The sequence below is a fragment of the Vibrio sp. 10N.286.46.A8 genome (genome assembly GCF_041470165.1).
Taxonomy (GTDB): domain Bacteria; phylum Pseudomonadota; class Gammaproteobacteria; order Enterobacterales; family Vibrionaceae; genus Vibrio; species Vibrio tasmaniensis_A.
This window is the reverse complement of record NZ_JBFRLX010000093.1, coordinates 1-17,694: the sequence shown is the minus strand read 5'-3', so window position 1 is coordinate 17,694 and position 17,694 is coordinate 1. Positions and strand designations below refer to the sequence as shown.

Genomic DNA, 17,694 nt, shown 5'->3' with positions numbered 1-17,694 from the left:
CCTTGTTCTTAAGCCTTTTTCCTGCGCTATTTATGATCACTTACTTACTGTGATTGGTATAAATGACGAATACTGCAAGATTAGCGACTTTTAGACATAAAAAAAGAGAAAAGCGTCAGCCTTTCTCTTCCTGTTTTGTGCTTTAAGCACTAATGCTAAGTGAGCCCTGCTATTCAGCAAAAGGCGCGCTTTGCCAAATTAGATTTGCTCAACGAAACCCATTAGGTGTTGTTTCACTTCGTCTGAAGCGAAAGCGCTCTCTACAGAGTATTTGTAGATTTCTACGTAGTCTTCTTTTGTTAGGCCGAATGTTTCACACACGCGCTTCACTTCGTTGGTCATGGTTGTGTTCGACACAGTACGGTTGTCTGTGTTGATCGTCACAACGATGCCGTCTTTCTTGAATTCAGCAATTGGGTGGTCGCTGAATTTGTGAATACATTTAGTTTGAACGTTACTTGTTGGGCAAGTTTCAAGCGCAACTTGCTTCTCTTTAACGATGTTGTACGCGTCTTCGTTACCTTGGATGTGAACACCGTGGCCGATGCGTTCAGCGTCAAGCATTGTCACTGCATCGTAAACGTTTTGACCATGCCATTGCTCGCCAGCGTGCACGGTAATGCGGTAGCCTTTTTCAAGAGCGTATTGCGTGTATTCAGGGAATTCAGCACAGAAGCCTGGCTTTTCGCCGCCTGCGATATCAAACGCCACAACACCTTTACCTAGGTAGGGTTGGCCTGCGTCGATTACGTCTTTGATCGAATCTTTAGGGAACATACGAAGCACAGACATGATGTAGTTGCCTCTGATGTCGTATTTCTCTTCAGCACGCTTCATGCCTTTTACTGCACTTGCAATGATCGTATCAAGAGACAGGCCTTTGTTTACGTGCAGGATTGGTGCGAAGCGAACTTCTAGGTATTTAACGTTCTCTAGTGCAGCGTCTTCGTAAAGCTCAAAAGAGATACGTTCAATTGCTTCTTCAGTCTGCATTACTTGTAGTGGCAGGCTGAAACAAGCCAGGTACTCATCTAGGTTTTTGCAATCTTCTGGCACAGTTAGAGATTGAACAACCGCGTCGCGATCTTCAGGTAGTTCGATATTGTACTGTTTTGCTAGGTCAATAATCGTATCTGGGCGAACACTTCCGTCTAGGTGGCAGTGTAAATCAATCTTTGGTAGTGCTAGAAAATCCATGAGTATTCCTTAATTCTATTATTCTTTGAGTGTTTTAACTCACATGCGCTAAATTTACCAAGACAATGATATGATTTAAAGTGACAATTAATCATCATTAACCTGAATTTAGGGAATATCATGGTAGATGTTAAAAGCTTACTTAAATGCGATATGAATTTGCTGCTTTGCTTGCACGTTCTGATTGAAGAACGAAGTGTGAGCAAAGCGGCTGATCGACTCTTTTTGAGCCAGTCTGCGGTAAGTAAACAGCTCACTAAGCTCAGAGCTTTGTTTGATGATCCGCTGTTTGAGCGTGAATCAAAGGGTCTATTCCCAACACCCAAAGCACTCGCGTTAGCGCCTAAGATCCACCAAATTCTACTGCAGATCGAAAAGCTGACCGTTCCCGAAGTTTTCGATCCTAAAGACAGTGAGCGTACTTTCACTATAGACCTTGTTGAAACCGCCTACACAGCGATCTATCCGCACTTTATGCCGACAGCACTTGCCGATGCGCCGCACATTACCATCAACAGTTCAACGTGGAGCAGCGACAGCTTCAAGCGTTTACTCAAACGTGAGGTGGATTTTGGCATTGGTATTTTCGAGTTGGATGAACGCGCCTCTACCCACGTGCAATGTATTCCTGATGAGCTGGATTATGTGGAGCTGTGCTTGGATTACTCGGTGTGTTTGATGCGAAATGACCACCCAGCCTTGCTGGAAGAGTGGAACCTCGACACTTTCTTGAAGTATCGACACATACAGTTGGTGACGGGTGGAGCGGGTGACTGGTTATTGATGGAAGTGCTTAACTCAAAGCAGCTTGAAATCAACAAAGCCGCTAATGTTTCAGACATCACCAGTGCCATTAAGCTGTGTAAGCAGAGTGATTTACTTATGTGTTACCCATACAACTCGGTACGCGATTACATTGATAGCGGAGAGTTGGTGATGAAGCCTGTCCCGGTTGATTTGGTGCCGGGAGGCTTGTTCCTGTTGTGGCATAAATACTTCGATTCAGAACCTAGCCACAAATGGTTGCGCGACCTGATCATCGAGCAGACTCGATAGTTGAGATATATAATTTATTCAAGATATTGAAAAATAAGACAAACGTAGTTATTTGATAAATAATCCAGTTTTATTTCGTCTTTTGGAATTAAGCTTCGTCTTATTCTGGGTGCTATTTTTATTTGGAAGATGAGAGATGACAATTCCACGGTTACCACAACAAATTATTGAAGACGCGTGTGAGTGGGCGATCATGCACGGTGTTGCGTTTCGCCAGTCAGATAATACCGCTAGGCATTGTCCTTTCAGCATTGCTCCTATGACTATGGAGCGCGAGGTTTTTGAACACTTGTTGAAGGTAACACCGCTGATCACCAAGTTAATCAGCAATGTTTCCGAAGATCATGATTTCTTGCAGTCATCACTGAGTTATATGGCCAAAGCTGATCCGTTTTTTGGCCGCTTGATGGAACTGCATCAACAAGCGCATGGCGAGGTGTCTCATCGACTTTATCCTGCTCGCCAACCGTTGTTATTAATGCGTACTGACTTCATGGACGATCGCCAACATGGCGCGAAAGTGATCGAGTTCAACGGTATTGCTGCAGGTATGGCTCCATTCGGACAAAAGGCCACAGAGTTCCATGATTACATGCACAATCAATGGCCTGAGACTTACCAGAGCTGGCTTGAAGATAAATCTGCGACACCTGCCGAAAACCAAGGCTTAACGCAGTTGGCTTATGGTATTGCGACTTCAGCAAGAAAAGTGCGAGCTGACTTTAATGATTCAGATAAGCCAACATTCTTGATGGTAGTGCAAAAGAATGAAGACAATGTTTACGACCAACACCTACTCGAAATTGAACTGCAAAAGCAGGGTGTACGTACGGTTCGTCGTACCTTTGAGCAATTGAGCTGTCAGCTTTCATCGGGTGATAACCAACGTTTGTTACTGCAAGATGTCGGCGCTGTCGATGTGGTGTATTTAAGAGCTGGCTATCAGTATTCAGACTACTGGGCTCCAGAACTCAACGAATCGGTTTGTTGTCATACACTAAGCCAAACGCGCGTGTTTATGGAACAACACCATGTCGCAATGAACGCGACCATCAATCAACAATTAGCGACCAGTAAAACCATGCAAATGCTGCTGACCATGATGCCAGCATCTGAATACGCACGTTGGGGTTTAACGCTAGAAGAAGCGGAATTGGTGAAGAGTGTTTTAGCAGATATGAAGCCAATCACCAGTGAATCGATTGATTGGTTTAACACACAAGCTGATAAGCAAGAGTGGGTGCTAAAAAACCAAGGTGAGGGCGGTGGCCATTGTGTCTTTGGTGACGACATTAGCGAACAACTGAGCCAACTTAAGCCAGAAGAGTACGACGCATGGGCATTGATGCAGCGCTTGTATCCACACGAACGCGACGTACCAACCATTGCAGTGCGTGACACTCAACAAACGCTAGTGACAGACTTAGTCAGCGAAGTGGGTTTGTTCACCGCCTATTACCAAGGTAAGCCAGTCACTCAACTTGATGGTTATGCGGGATACTTGATCCGCAGTAAACCTGCTAGCGAAAACGAAGGTGGAATCCACAGCGGTAAAGGGATTTTGGATTCGTTGGTGTTGATTGATTAGTTACAAATGGTTGATCCATAATTGGTCGAGATCGCACCAACCGAAACCATTCACTTGCGCGCTGTGTATCTTTTCAGAAACCTCTAAGTTGAACGCCTCTTGCTTGAGTTCAACCACAACCCCAGAGTTATTCAACCAATGCTTGAGTGCTAACAGTGCATTCATCGCTAACTCAAAGTTTGGCTGGCTTCTTATTGAGGCTAAGCCTTGTTCGACTTTCTCTAGCATCTCAGCAGGCAGCGCTAAGTCCTCAAACGGGAAGCGAGTGAAAAAGCTTAACCACGCAATGAAGGTGTCGTTCTCATCAATAATGCTGCATAGCGCGACGCCTTTGGTAGTTAGGTAGTGGCCATATTCCACGTTGGTTTTGCTGTCGCCGGATACTGATAATTGATCGAAAAGGGTTTGGCATTCAGAGGTGTCTTCAACGGTGAATTCACGCTCTGTTTTCGACAACGCTGGGTTTTGAATCTTAAAGAAGGTTGAGCCGAATTCCGGTTTGGAATAATGGTCGTCGCCACGCACGGTGGTCGTCTTCTCGGGCAGTTTCACGCACACCTGATTTTGAGCGCAAGCTTTACTCTGTGCCCATTCTGGGTAGACCCACAACTCGACCCGATTGAGAATGGGCGTGCTGTGTGAATAGGCGCTATTGCGGCTCAATCTCAACATATTGCTTGAGAAGATGTCTAATGAGAACGCGCCAGATCCAATCAGCCTATCAGTCGGTGATGAGTGTTCGAATACGGAGGCTTCAGCCCTAGCAAGTAGGCGCGGTAAATGCCAATCAGGTTGATTCAATTTCACGACAACCACATTGCCTGCCGAGACAGAGACCTCATCAATATGCTGATAACAACGACGCCAAATTTTGCTTTGGCAGAGCGAGTTAAGGTTGCGCGCTATGTCTTGAGGTTCGAGTGTTCGACCGTTATGAAAGTGAATACCATTACGAATCTGAAAGTGCCACTGTGTTGCATCTTGATTAGCCTGCCAATGATAAGCCAGATCGCCGCTGAGTTTGCCGTGCTGAACGGTGGTAAGGCGTTGGCAAACTTGCATCACTAAGAAGCGTTCGGTACGCCTAAGTACACGTTGAGGGTGAAGCGCTTCGAGTTCTCGGTGAAAGGGGATATACGCGATATTCTGCGCCGATGGATTGGTATTGCTTAGAAAGGCTTGTAACTCAGCGCCAGCATTGCGGCCGTTGAAGCTTAAGGTGCTAAACACCTGTTCTATGTTGCCTGCGTCAGCTTGGGTTTGTGCATATTGGTAACACGCCTCTATGGGCTCAACCAGACACGTCAGCTGTGCTTTCTTACTTCGGCCTGAACTGGCTTGCCACTCAATCCAGCCTTGCGCTGTCATCGCTTTGAGTAAGGTCTGAACATGACGTTCACTTACGTGCAGCAGTGTGGCCAGTTGGTTGACCTGACAATGTGATACTCCAGGCCCAAAAGCCTGAAATATCTTTTCATACAGTTCAAGCTTGCGCTTAAGGTTGCCCAATTTGCTTTTCCTAACGACGAGGTTGAGTTAAATGTGGATAGCCAGAGTCAATCAGTGCTTTTTCCATCGTATCGAGAACTCGAGAGGTTATCTCTGAGCTTAGGATATCCGACTCAGTTTTACCTTGAAGCACCAAACCTGAAAAATGGTCGATTTCAAATTCGAACCCATTGCCCGTTACTCGTTTGTTGATGGTCGACTTCTGCCCTTGATGTTCAATCTCAATAAAGACCGGATTCCACCATTTTTCGTGAATGGTGATCTTAGTATCAGGCCCAGTCAAGTGCGCTGATCGGGGAAGGTTTTGCACTGTTGATGCCGATATCTTACCGCTCATATCGCCAGAGAATGTAAAGCACGCATCGGTATCGACATTCGCGCCCTCATACAGACACGACATCTCTACCTGAGGTTTTGAAGGGTTTATACCCAGTGTTCGACACATATCGTAGAAGAACCAAAGCCCATAGACCCCAACATCGAGCGTTGCTCCGCCTGACAAATCCGGATTGAAGATAAACAAATCGGGCTCATAGTCGTGCTGGTTGCCAAAGCTGGCTTCGATTGAATCTATCTGAATGTTGTTGTCGACCAAGAATGATTGGAGCTCACGATACGCAGGGAACACCACGGTTTTCATCGCTTCTAACAGCATCACGCCATTTTGTTTCGCGAGAGCTTTCATCTCAAGCCAGTCACCAAGGTTGGTAAAAGCCGGCTTCTCGACCAATACGTGCTTGTTATTCTTCAGAAACAGTTCAGCAAGTGGCTGGTGGTATGGGTGAACCGTAGCGATGTAAACCGCTTCTACACTTGGGTCATTCGCCATCTCTTCATAAGAGCCATAAGCCTTGTCGCAACCAAACTTGTTGGCGAACGTGGCTGCGCGTGAGTGATCTCTTGCGGCAACGGCATACAGCTCACCATGCAAACAGTGCTCGGTTACAGCTGTTGCGAATCGATTAGCGATATTGCCTAGCCCTGCGATGCCCCATTTAATTTTTCGTTGCGTGTCGCTCATCAGTTACTCCAAATCGTTGTTTTGTATCAGTGTACTCAGAGACGCCACATACAAATAGAGAACAGATTTCTCAACCTGTTCTCTATTTATTTTATTCTAGTTGAAGCTCTAGATCAGCTCTGTGTGGAGCGTTTCCAATCGGCTAGGGCTTGAATGTGTTTTGGTCCAATACCGCAGCAACCACCGATAATATTCGCTCCCAGCGCGTGCCAGCGTTTTGCGTAAACTAAATAACCTTGTCCATCGAGTTCGCGTATCTCTTGAAGCATATCATTAGCTTCATGTTCGCTACTGATCGGTGCAAAGTTATTGGCGTAGACACCAATTTCTAAATCACTACCTAGCTCACCAATCACTTTCTTAGCATCGATAATGGCTTGATCCATCACTTCAGGCACGGAGCAGTTAAACATTATGCCAGTCGCGTTTGATTGGCAGGCAAGTTTGATCGCGTTTGTTACGCTTTCACCAGAACGAATATTGGCAGCGTCGCCCTTGGTGTCTTCCAAACTGAATGCGTAGTAACACGGCTTATCTGACTGCTTAAGTACCGAATGGATGGAATCGAATTCTTGCAGGCTACAGATGGTTTCCGCTATCCAAAGGTCGATGTTTGGGTCTTGAGCATCGTAAAGCGTTTGAATGATTGGTGCGGCCTCTTCGACCTTAAATAAGTCTGGTCGGTAGCTGCCAAATGGCGGTGGAATCGCGCCCGCCACTTTCATTGTGTGAGAAGCATTGTCAGCAACTGCTTTAGCCAGTTCGCCAGATAGCGCAGCGAGTTCAAAACCTCTTTGCTCGAACAGCTCTTCACCTAAGTGAAAAGGTACACAGGCGTAGCTATTGGTGATCAGGGTTTCAGCACCTGCATCGACAAAGTTTTGATGCGCTTGGCTAACAAATTCGGGTGCTTCAATCAGCGCTTGAGCGCTCCAAAGCGGTTGAGAAAATGGCGCGCCAATTTCTTTGAGTTCTCGGCCCATGCCGCCATCAAGTATGGTTAGTGTTTTCATATTCAATACTATCTAAACAATTGCTGAAGTTCTGCCGCCACCATATCAGACAACCTTGTCAGACAGAAGCTATCAAGACTGTGTGTTATCGAGAAAAGGTGTTGGACAGTTTTGGAGATAGTCACGGCATAATTTAAATCATTCTTTCCCAATAATTTGCCCACCACACGCACTAATACCTATACGCATGAGTGGCATATTTGCTATTTTAGTCAGTACTTTAAAGCGGGTTACTGCCTTGTGAAGTATGCCTCTACCATTTTGGTCTACGGCATGAAGACTGAAGTGGTTTTTAGCTAGGTCGATACCGCAGAAATAAGAATAATCAGACATGGTGCCTCCGATGCATTTAAGTACCACATCAGTGTGGCAGAGCCTCGGTAGGGGGAATCCGTGTCATTCGTTATATTTTTTAAGGTTATTTATGGCAAGAGTAGAAAGTTTAGATTTTAGTGTGGTGGAATCTATTTGCCGATTACTTGGTGATACTTCTAGTGGTTTTACTGGAACAGAAATAGGAAAGTTACTTTACGAATCTGGTATTGAAGATATTGATTCAGCTAATACCAAATGGAAAAGGTTGAACTCAGCATTAGCAAATAAACAAATGATTGACGGGTGCGCTAACAATGTTTTGGCTTTTATCCAAAATGCGATTAATCCGGCTCGTCATTACAATAATTTAGAATGGTTTAATGATACTCGGTTCCAATTAAACCAGATTCTCAGTTTTGCTGGTTTCAATATTGGCGAAAATGGAAAGTTAGGCACAGTAACTAAATCGAATACGATCAGTGAAGCTGCCGCAAGGGCTTATAAATTAAAGGATCATTTAGTTTCTCGTAATGTCCATCCCGATGTTCTGAAATACTGTAAAGAAGAATTAGTTGTAGATAATTACTTTCATGCTGTATTCGAGGCGACTAAAAGTGTAGCTGATAAAATCAGAAATAAAACAGGTTTAACTTCTGATGGTTCAGCGTTGGTTGATGAGGCTTTTTCTTTTAAGCAAGTACCGCATTTAGCATTAAACTCTTTAGTTAGTGAAAGCGAGAAAAGTGAACAAAAAGGCTTTATGAATTTACTAAAAGGGCTATTTGGTACATTTCGTAATACTACAGCCCATGCACCAAAAATCACTTGGACTATAGAGGAAATTGATGCATTAGATATCCTTTCTATGGTCTCTTTGGTCCATCGCCGATTAGACAAAGCTGTCCAGGCTAAAATGATGTACGAATCAAAAATATAACAAATGCGTACGACTACTTTTACGTCGTAAACTGAAGTTGATTAATAGCTTAGGTAACTGATATGGCATTCTCTGAAATCGAACAAAAACGATATGAAAAAGCAGTTGAGATCTATCTGGACTCTCGTCGACCACCTGTAGAAATTAGGGACCAGTTAGATTTAGGATATCGAGTGAATGGGCAAGCAATAGAAATATTCGAAGTTCGCCCGAAATGGAACGACCCAAGTGAAAAAATGGAAAGTCCTATAGCCAAAGTGAAGTACTACAAATCACGTAATGAGTGGGCAATCTATTGGATGAAATCTGATTTAAAATGGCACATTTACGAACCGACAGCAGAGGTGAAGAGCCTTGAGGCGTTTTTTGAGGTTCTAAATGCGGATGTGTACGGAAGTTTTTGGGGATAACTAGCCCTATCTATAATCAACCATCCCAGAACGCTAAATATTAGGTCACCACAATCTGTAGAGGAAAGTGCTTTGAAGTTAACCAATAAACTCGTACGTTACCCGCACATTGATGTTGATCGTGCGTTTGAAAAAGAAGATGAGTTATTGCAGCAAATACAGGCCGGTGAGATTGGACAAGCCTTAATGCTCTGGCAAGCAAAAACACCGACACTCGTTTTGCCCGCAGGTAAAAAGTGGCCAGTGACGTTAGAGTCTAGAAAGCAACTTGCGGCACAAGGCTGGCAACTCACCTCGCGAAAAACAGGCGGCGCTCCCGTTCCTCAACTACCGGGGATCATTAACCTATCGCACATTTATCATTGGCCTCGTGATGAAGCCTACAACATCCAAAAAGCGTATCGACATTTATGTGATGTATTAACCCTGTTTTTTAAAGAACTGGGTATTGATGTGGATGTACACGCAACCCCCGGTTCTTATTGTGATGGTGACTACAACCTCAATATCAATAAACAAAAAATAGTGGGTACTGCGCAGCGTGTATTGCTTAAACAAGGGGGCGGCCAAATTGTACTTTCGCAAGCTTGTATCTTGTTAGATGCCGACTTAGAGAACATCGTTGCGCCTGTGAATTTTTATAATCAAATTTGCGATAACCCGACCGTGGTGGATGCGCAGGTTCATACTCCCTTGTCCGCGCATTTGACGAGCCTTCCCAACGTAGACTCACTCTTTCAGCGGTTAAGCCAAGCTTTCATCAAGTATGCGTAATGTCTTCCTTTCGCTAACGCACAGCTCGCTCTTGGTTTAGGACGAGCAATTTCTCGCTTATCCTTTCTCTTTATAGATCGCAGGCTTGATATCCAACAGTGGTGTGTTGTTCAAGCAGTCCAAGCCTCTCACGGTCACTGTGCCATTCTCTATTTTTTCAATCGGTAGCACGGCAGTACCAATTGGGTTTGGCCTGTGTGGTGAACGCAGTGCAAAGGTGCCATTGGTCGGCGTTTCTTCATTCCAGCTTTGGATCAATTCATCTCGTTTGGCGCCTTCTAACCAATACAAGATCAATATGTAGTCGCCACGGTTTAAGCCGAGCAAGCCTTGCTGGTAAACGTCATCTAAGATGATTTCACAGATTGGGCCGTTGTCCGGTTGGATGTTATTCGGACACTCTGAAATCGAGTGGTACGGCGTAGTAATTCGGCCAATAAATTTCAGTTCTTCAGACATGTTTAGCTCCTATTTAATTCTTTAATTAGTCATCATTTTTCATAGTCACTAAGGTGTAGATGAAGATCGTAATCAAGATCACCACACCACCAATAATACTGGTCGTTGGCGGGATCTCGGTGAAGAAGATAAACGCCCAAACTGGCGCTAACACGGTTTCTAACATCAGAGTCATTGATACCTCTGGCGCGGTAATGTGGCGTGTTGCGACCATAGATAACACTCGTCCAACAGGGGCTGTAAACAAGCCCATCATGCCCATGATTAACCACGTTTCAGCGCTATAGCTTGATGGTGTTGCGAAGAAAAACATCACAACTGCGAGTAACAAGCCACCTAAGCCAACACTCGCCAATCGGCTGACGTCTTGATATTTACGCAGCAAGGTAAACATCATCGATAGGCAGATAACTGCGAACACGGCCAACGCATCACCCATCCAGTTGCCTGAAGAAAATGACCCTGAAACGACTATCGTAATACCAATCATCACAGCGACAATGGCAATTAAGGTCGAACGGCTGGTGGCTTCTTTCAATATTAACCAGCTGAAAATGGCGGCAACCGCAGGGGCTGCACTGAGGATCACAAAGGTATTAGCGATTGAAGTCATTTTGATGCTGAAAACCAAACCTGATGCGCTGCCGAGCATAAGAATACCCGCCGCCAACAATGGCCAACCGCTTTGTGCTACTGCCTTTCGTATTCCGCGTTTGTCGTTGAATTTAAGCAAAATAGGCATCGAAATTGCGCTGAATAAGCCGAACAAGAAGGCCGTATCAAACCCGCTGACACCCGCATAACGAATAAAGATGGGGTCAATACTCATTAATACAGCACCTGCGATCGCAAGGGTAAAGCCAAGGGTTCGAGTGTTTCTTACTTCAGTTTTAGGGAGGTTCATTGTTGTCATTTCTCTATCCAAATATTCATTACCAATAAATCATACCATCGAGTATGATTTTAAAAATTGGTTGAGTCAACACAAATCATACTTTAAAGTATGATCTCTGTTTTGGGGTGGATGAAGTAATGAGCAAGATTGAGCAGAATAAAGAGAAGAAACGACAGGCTATTTTGAAAGCGGCTAAAGCTGTTTTTTTAGCTGAAGGTTTTACGCTCGCGAGCATGGATGTGATCGCAAGCGAAGCCCAGATGACTAAACAAACGCTCTATCGATATTTCTCATCAAAAGGTGTGTTGTTCAAAGCGACATTGCAGCAAATGGGGGCTCAGTTTGATGAGCTTTCTGTCGAGCAGTTAAAAATCTCTGATAATTATCAGGCATTGTATGGGTTCGCTACGGCCTTTTTGGCGTTTCATTTGTCGGACGAACATATCGCTACGTTGAAGCTATTGATTGCAGAAAACGGTAAGTCTCCCGCTATCTTGGAAAGCTTTATGTCGGTAGGTGAAAACGAAACCGATATTGCACTCGCTCAGTTTTTCAAGGATAGGTTTGATACCGAAGATGTCGCCACTAAGGTTACTCTTTGGACGGGAATGCTATTAAGCTTGAGAAGCGGCGTGTTGATGGGGATGGCAAAACCAAACCTACAAGATATTGAGCAACATGCTAGCGCAAGTACGGAGTTTTTGTTGGCTGCGCTAAGCGCAGAATAGCTGTACTAGGTTTTGAGCTTGAGAATGCTTCTAACAGTGAAGCACTCATAGCTCGTTTCGCAATCTGGTTTGGCAAATAAGACTATATAAAAAAAAGGGGGAGGGGGGATTAAATAGAGTCTATTTGGTCTTATGGCTTTATCGCCAATAGCATCTGAATATTAGGTTAATAACACTAAACCTTGGTGAATTTGAGTATTTTTAATTTGGACTTAATTGAACCATCTGGAGGTCTGAATATACGGTGGAAGAGTAACCTTTTATACTTTTCCCTTGTGCGAGCCTACTTGCTTCTTTTGCCGCTTTGAAATAAGACGGTAGATGATGAGGGAGTAGTTCTTTGATTTCTCCAACATTAGGATCGTAAAAGTCGACCGTTGTACCATTTGATTTAATGGCAGTCGCATGACTTCCACTTGATACATAATAATAATGATTTTTCGTTAGAGCTTTACTGAGTGACTTATACGGGTATTGGAAGTTTTTTACCTTTCCCGTTAGTGTGCAAGTGCCAGTTAGTGCTTTTTGTAAATCCTTTTGCATCAAATGTGATTTAACGATGTCTTGGCCGAATGTTGTTTTGTCTTTCGAACCAAGTACGGTATAAATCTCCATACGATGCTTATCTAAGCTCTCAATAAAATCTATATTTTGAACATCATATTCTATCCATTTAATAGCTAAACCTGCACAAATACCATCCCCTAGAGCTTGGTAATCACCATCTTTCAGCGCCCATATAAATGAGTGTTGAGCTAAATTCCTAGTTTTACCTTGAGTTTTGTGTGATAGCTTTGCAAATTCAATTTTATATCGATTTACTGCTTCGATTAGAATTTTTTTAGATATTGGCATTTAATCTATCCTCGTTTTGAAAAATACAAAACTAAATATTGTCTGTTAGGTTGAAAGCCTAAGTTATTCTCACTTAACTTAGTTTGATTTCGAATTATTTGGTAACTGTTGCTCTTTCTGATGAGCATTATGGTTCTAATCTCTATCATATATCCCTCTCTATTAAATTACCAAAAGGGATATTACAGAACGCAGTCGTATTGGAATTGAAACGTAAACGGCCCAATGTATTAGATGACATAGCAAGAAAGCCCCGACCAAAAGGTAAGGGCTTGTTGTGTGTTCTTTATAGAACGTTTTTCTAGCTAACTGGTGTCGTTTTTATCTATTTAGTGTATCGGGCGTTTAATGCGCGTGCTCGTGTGAATCTTGGTACAACTCAGCGTCGACTTCTTCGCCTTTGTTTGGGCGAGGAACAATCTCAAAAGAGGTATCAGCTTCAGTCAATGAAGACAGCAGTTTGTTCAACGATGTTTTGTCTCCTTTCACGCCCGCTTGGCCGTCTTCCAATAATTGGTTGAGTGTCGTTTTTTTCAGTACGATGTCTGATACATCTGATTTGTTGATGATCAGTGTGGTATCGGCATCTTGAAGTTCAGCTACTTGAATGTTGTTGAGGTTGCCGTTCGACATCTCTACGTAATAGAACTCTTTCACGTCAGGTAATTGGATATTCATGGTAAACGGCGTGTCTTGCGCCTTCAATGAGTCCACTTTTACCGCTAAGTAATCCAGCAAGTTTTCGATGGTCATGTTCGCCAATACATCCGGAGAAGCCGTTTTTGGTGCGCCCGGTTGTGTGCCGATACGCAGTTCTTGAGCACCTGTTAGATAGATGTTTCTCCACCCAGCACCTTCTGATTGGTAGCCTAGCTGTTCATAAGTATCGGCCAGTAAACCACGCGCTTTTTTGTTCTCTGGTTCCGCTTGTACAACCTTGTTAAGTGCCGTTGCAACGAAGCGATATTCGCCTTCTTGGAAATCTTGCTGCGCTTTCTCAATCACAGCGTCGCTGCCACCCATGTATTCAACAAATTTAACCGACTCTGGGTGAATTGGTAGCGGGTTCAGATTGGCTGGGTTCATGTCGAAGTAGCCAAGGTACATGTTGTACACCGCACGAGCATTGTGAGAGTAAGTACCGTGGTAACCATTGGTGTGCCAAGACTGTTGAATGCTGTCTGGCATGACTTTGTATATCTCGTCGCCAATGTCTTGCAAAACGACACCATTGTTCGCTAGGCGAAGTGTTTGGTTATGAGTAAAACCGTAAGCGTCACGTTGCATTTTTAGGTAGTCAGATATTTCTTGTTCGCCCCAAATTGGCGATGAGTGAGAGGCAAACAATACCTCGGTATCTTCACCCCAAGTGACCAACATCTCGTTGATCTTCTTAGACCACTTCAAGCCATCACGTACTTTTGCACCACGCAATGTGTAGAGGTTGTGCATGCCTTGATACGTTAGCTCACCAGTCCAAAGTGCCTTCATGCTCGGAATGTAGGTCACCATTTCTGATGCCGCTTCAGTGCCTGATGCATCCATGAATTGCATCTCTAGGCCATCGATAACCAGCGTTTCAATTTCTTCGCTATGGTTAAGTTCGTAATCCGGCAATACGTAAGTGATGGTGCCTGTCGACAAGCCTTTCGCGAGTGCCGCATCCACGATACCGTGCTCATGACGATTCAGTGTTGCGCCATATTGATAAGCGGTACGTCGAGACATCGCATTACCCGCCAATACGTTTTCGTCGACGATTTCTTTAGTAATGTTTTTAGAACCGTACACTTTTACGTCTGGGTAAGCTTCTTTGATTGCTCGTGCACCGCCAAAGTGATCGGCATGTGAGTGTGAGTAAATCATCGCTACGACAGGTAAGTCACCACCATCAGGCACGTTGTTCTTGAAGAACTTTAATGACTTAGCCGCGGATTCTTTTGTGAGAAGAACGTCGTAAGCAATCCAACCATTGTCACTGCGGATGAAAGAAATAGACGCCAGATCAGCACCACGAACTTGATACACTTTACCTGGGACAACTTCGTACAAACCTTCAGCAGCTTGGTTTAGCACGGCTTGACGCCAAAGCGAAGGGTTTACTGAATCGGGTGCTTGATCGGCATTGTTCACGCTAGGGTCGATGAAGTTGAAGCTGTTGCGAATAATATCGCCAGTTTCTTGATCGAAGCTCGCGATCAACCCTTTGTTGTTATTGTCGAACGCGCGAGTGTCTTCGAAGTTCAGCGTTTTCGCGAATTCTTGGTTTGCTTTCGTCGTCATCTCAGTCGCGTCTTTGCCACCTTGATCGCCTATATCGCTAAAGTGTGCGTGGTCATGGTTAGCTGCAATAGCAGGAAACGCAAGAGAGATTGCTAGGAACAGTGATGCATTTTTGAAAGTGCGTGATGGAGTCATAGGTGCCTCTTCAATTCGGGATTTCGTTTCGTTGAGGAAATTATATGTCTAAGACATATAGCAAAAAATAAAGTAAGCTTTAGTTAACACATCACGATTAGCTATGTATTGAGTCGTGCAATGGTTAGGGAACGAAGATAAAACCTGACCTATGATTGATTAAGAGCACATTGACAGGGAGAGTAACGGTGAGCGACATGGAAAAGTTGGATTTAAATCTACTGAGCGTGTTCTTAGAAGTGTATCGATTAAAGTCGATCACGCTTGCATCAGAATCGCTTGGTATGACTCAACCTGGAGTCAGTGGCGCTTTGAAACGGCTGCAAGCACAATTGGGTACAGACCTTTTTATTCGAGAGGGTAGAGGTATAACACCGACCAATGCAGCGATGCAGTTGGCGTTACGTGTAGAGCCCGCATTGGACGGGATAACCAGCGCTGTCAGTACCTTAAAGCAGTTTGATAACCAGCAACATCATGTGTTTCGAATTCTGGTCAACGAGATCGGTTTAACCAAGCTTCAGCCCCTTGTAGAAAAGGATGATACGCTTGGTAATATCTCAATTGAATTCAATATGGTGCCAAGTAATGAAGAAGATCTGTTGCAGAGTTTGAGCATGCAGCAAGCCGACTTAGCGATCGATATTCACTATCCACAAGTGAATGGTTATATGAACCAGCAAGTGATTGAAGATGAGCTCGTGCTGATCGCCAAGAAAGGGCATCCAAGGATTGATGGCTCGGTAACGGAAGCGCAGTATTACCATGAGAAACACATCACCTTCAGAATGCGTCGCTCTCACCTTTACACCGCGGATTACTTTACAAAAAATCCGATACAGCAGCGAAAAGTCAGTTCCGAATGTGATTCATTGATGACGATGTGTGTGTTGGTCTCTGGCTCCGACTGTGTTGGTAGCACATCTAGAGGTTTTGCTAATCAATTTGCGGAGCGATTCCAACTGCAAGTTCTCGAGCAGCCTTTTGAGGTCTTGCCGATGAAACAGTATATGATTTGGCATAAACGAACAGACTTAAACCCCGCACATCAATGGTTAAGAACCAAGATTCAACAATACATGACGAGCTCTCAAAGCTGTTAACGACTCAATGAAAAACGGCTTCCATTTGGAGGCCGTTTTTGTCTCTGTTACTTGAGGGTTTTAATTAGGTTTTTTGGATTCAATCAACTTATTGTGCGCGTTTCTGACGAGCGGCTTTGAGCATTTTCATTGGCGACATTCCTGTCACCAACATGGTGCCGGTGATAACCAGAATTGAACCAACAATCGTATTGATGCCAATTGCTTCATCTAAGAACAAGTTACCCCAGAGAATACCAAATACCGGAATGATGAAGGTCACGGACAGGGCTGAAGGTGCGCCGAGTTCAGAGACGAGATTGAAGTAAAGTAGATACGCTAACCCAGTACATACCGCGCCTAATAAGATAACTGACGTAGTGATCGTAACGTCGGGTGTTTCTCTCATCGGAATAAAGAATACAAATGGCAAAACCAGCAACACCGCAGCCCACATGCTGCCATGAGCATTGTTGAATGCCTCAACTTTAGGGGCTTGTTTGGTATAGTTTGACGCTATTCCGTAGCTAAAGGCCGCCATCACTGCTGCAAAGATAGGAAGCATAGCCTCACGGCCAATGTTCATCGCATCCCAACCGACTAACACGCCAACTCCCGTTACCCCAATCCCAAGTCCCAATAGAACTTTCGCCTCGAGTGCTGTTTTAGTCCATATCGCACCAATGATTGCCGCCCATATTGGCGCGGTAGAGTTCAAGATGGCGAGTGTCGAGGCGTTAAGTGTCTGCGCGGCATAAGCGAAAAGCAAAAAAGGAAGTGTGGTGTTAAACAGCCCGAGAATGAAGAAGTGTTTAGCGTGATCATGAAAAGAGAGCTTCTTTTTTAAATAGAAAGAAACTAAAAGCAGAGTAAGTGCTGCAAAAAGAACTCGCGCTTCAATTAAGACTGCGGGCCCTAATGGATTAGCCGCCATTCTCATGAAAAGAAACGAGCCTCCCCATATAGCCGCAAGTAGTATCAGTTTTAAAAAGCTCACAGTTTGAATCTCAGATTGTGTAAAACCTGACTATGGAGGAAAGATAACTATTACACAAACATAGATACCAATACTGTGCAGTTATGGACATCAGTTTGAGTCATTAAACAGGAACAGCTTCGATGAATTTCGTTCTGTTTATTGGTCCTTATTTGATGAGTAATCTAGCGTTAGACATCAAACTTAGGCAAACAAAATGAAGATTGAACACATCGCAATTTGGACCAAACAACTCGAAGTACTGAAGCGATTTTATGAAGATTATTTCAGCGCGACATCGAAATCAAAATATCACAACCCAACTAGGGTTTTCTTCATACTTCCTCTCGTTTGAAACGGGAAGTCGTTTAGAGATCATGGAAATGGATTCTGTGCCTGAATCGAAAGATGACATTTATGAGCAGTTCACAGGCTTCATTCACATGGCTATTTCATTAGGG

At 44.1% G+C, this 17,694-nt stretch carries 16 protein-coding genes and 2 pseudogenes; 8 read left to right on the top strand and 10 right to left on the bottom strand.

The features are described from left to right. Positions 1-198: 198 nt before the first annotated feature. Entirely contained in the window at positions 199-1,197 is a 999-nt protein-coding gene (add, locus tag AB4232_RS10675; RefSeq protein ID WP_372047631.1) for an adenosine deaminase, read from the bottom strand. Positions 1,198-1,317: 120 nt separating this feature from the next. Between add and AB4232_RS10670 the strand changes: the two genes are divergently transcribed. Then, positions 1,318-2,253: a LysR substrate-binding domain-containing protein gene (locus AB4232_RS10670; protein ID WP_102556068.1), complete on the top strand. Its 936-nt coding sequence runs from the start codon at positions 1,318-1,320 to the stop codon at positions 2,251-2,253. Between the two features lie 136 nt (positions 2,254-2,389). Further along, positions 2,390-3,841: a glutathione synthase gene (locus AB4232_RS10665; protein WP_372087086.1), complete on the top strand. Its 1,452-nt coding sequence runs from the start codon at positions 2,390-2,392 to the stop codon at positions 3,839-3,841. Here AB4232_RS10665 and AB4232_RS10660 read toward each other — a convergent pair whose 3' ends face one another. The 4 genes and pseudogenes from AB4232_RS10660 to AB4232_RS10645 all read right to left on the bottom strand — a co-directional run. Beyond that, positions 3,842-5,350 (bottom strand): SgrR family transcriptional regulator, encoded by a 1,509-nt coding sequence (locus tag AB4232_RS10660; RefSeq protein ID WP_372087085.1) that lies wholly within the window; start codon positions 5,348-5,350, stop codon positions 3,842-3,844. Between the two features lie 10 nt (positions 5,351-5,360). Beyond that, the gene (locus tag AB4232_RS10655; protein ID WP_372087084.1) at positions 5,361-6,371 is read right to left on the bottom strand and encodes a Gfo/Idh/MocA family protein; all 1,011 of its coding nucleotides are present in this window, start codon (positions 6,369-6,371) and stop codon (positions 5,361-5,363) included. Positions 6,372-6,484: 113 nt separating this feature from the next. Then, positions 6,485-7,384: a homocysteine S-methyltransferase family protein gene (locus tag AB4232_RS10650; protein ID WP_372087083.1), complete on the bottom strand. Its 900-nt coding sequence runs from the start codon at positions 7,382-7,384 to the stop codon at positions 6,485-6,487. A gap of 136 nt (positions 7,385-7,520) precedes the next feature. Beyond that, a pseudogene (locus AB4232_RS10645) lies at positions 7,521-7,717 on the bottom strand (IS110 family transposase); the annotation flags it as partial. A gap of 91 nt (positions 7,718-7,808) precedes the next feature. On the opposite strand from AB4232_RS10645, the gene AB4232_RS10640 reads away from it, so the two are divergent. From AB4232_RS10640 to AB4232_RS10630, 3 genes are all read left to right on the top strand, one after another. After that, positions 7,809-8,636 carry a TIGR02391 family protein gene (locus tag AB4232_RS10640; RefSeq protein ID WP_108192308.1) on the top strand — a complete coding sequence of 276 codons (828 nt, stop codon included), beginning with the start codon at positions 7,809-7,811 and terminating at the stop codon, positions 8,634-8,636. A 62-nt stretch (positions 8,637-8,698) separates the two neighbouring features. Next, on the top strand, positions 8,699-9,046 hold the full coding sequence (locus tag AB4232_RS10635) for a DUF3024 domain-containing protein (RefSeq protein WP_061020931.1): 348 nt from the start codon (positions 8,699-8,701) through the stop codon (positions 9,044-9,046). A 72-nt stretch (positions 9,047-9,118) separates the two neighbouring features. Next, a complete protein-coding gene (locus AB4232_RS10630) occupies positions 9,119-9,820 on the top strand; it encodes a biotin/lipoate A/B protein ligase family protein (protein WP_372087082.1) in 702 nt (233 codons plus the stop codon). A gap of 57 nt (positions 9,821-9,877) precedes the next feature. Here the strand turns inward: AB4232_RS10630 and AB4232_RS10625 are convergent, their stop codons facing one another. Together AB4232_RS10625 and AB4232_RS10620 are read right to left on the bottom strand one after the other, a co-directional pair. Then, a complete protein-coding gene (locus AB4232_RS10625) occupies positions 9,878-10,279 on the bottom strand; it encodes an SAM-dependent methyltransferase (protein WP_122046107.1) in 402 nt (133 codons plus the stop codon). Positions 10,280-10,304: 25 nt separating this feature from the next. Continuing rightward, positions 10,305-11,192 (bottom strand): DMT family transporter, encoded by an 888-nt coding sequence (locus AB4232_RS10620; RefSeq protein ID WP_372087081.1) that lies wholly within the window; start codon positions 11,190-11,192, stop codon positions 10,305-10,307. Between the two features lie 119 nt (positions 11,193-11,311). Between AB4232_RS10620 and AB4232_RS10615 the strand changes: the two genes are divergently transcribed. Continuing rightward, complete coding sequence (locus AB4232_RS10615) at positions 11,312-11,902, top strand: TetR/AcrR family transcriptional regulator (RefSeq protein ID WP_372087080.1); 591 nt, start codon at positions 11,312-11,314, stop codon at positions 11,900-11,902. A 201-nt stretch (positions 11,903-12,103) separates the two neighbouring features. Here AB4232_RS10615 and AB4232_RS10610 read toward each other — a convergent pair whose 3' ends face one another. Together AB4232_RS10610 and AB4232_RS10605 are read right to left on the bottom strand one after the other, a co-directional pair. Beyond that, a complete protein-coding gene (locus AB4232_RS10610; protein WP_135383568.1) occupies positions 12,104-12,757 on the bottom strand; it encodes a YopT-type cysteine protease domain-containing protein in 654 nt (217 codons plus the stop codon). Positions 12,758-13,102: 345 nt separating this feature from the next. Then, a complete protein-coding gene (locus tag AB4232_RS10605; RefSeq protein WP_372087079.1) occupies positions 13,103-15,175 on the bottom strand; it encodes an alkyl/aryl-sulfatase in 2,073 nt (690 codons plus the stop codon). Positions 15,176-15,363: 188 nt separating this feature from the next. Between AB4232_RS10605 and AB4232_RS10600 the strand changes: the two genes are divergently transcribed. Beyond that, a complete protein-coding gene (locus AB4232_RS10600; RefSeq protein WP_017099821.1) occupies positions 15,364-16,278 on the top strand; it encodes a LysR family transcriptional regulator in 915 nt (304 codons plus the stop codon). A gap of 88 nt (positions 16,279-16,366) precedes the next feature. Here AB4232_RS10600 and AB4232_RS10595 read toward each other — a convergent pair whose 3' ends face one another. Beyond that, the gene (locus AB4232_RS10595; protein ID WP_080518041.1) at positions 16,367-17,254 is read right to left on the bottom strand and encodes a DMT family transporter; all 888 of its coding nucleotides are present in this window, start codon (positions 17,252-17,254) and stop codon (positions 16,367-16,369) included. A 196-nt stretch (positions 17,255-17,450) separates the two neighbouring features. On the opposite strand from AB4232_RS10595, the pseudogene AB4232_RS10590 reads away from it, so the two are divergent. Then, positions 17,451-17,694: pseudogene (locus AB4232_RS10590) on the top strand (VOC family protein); the annotation flags it as partial.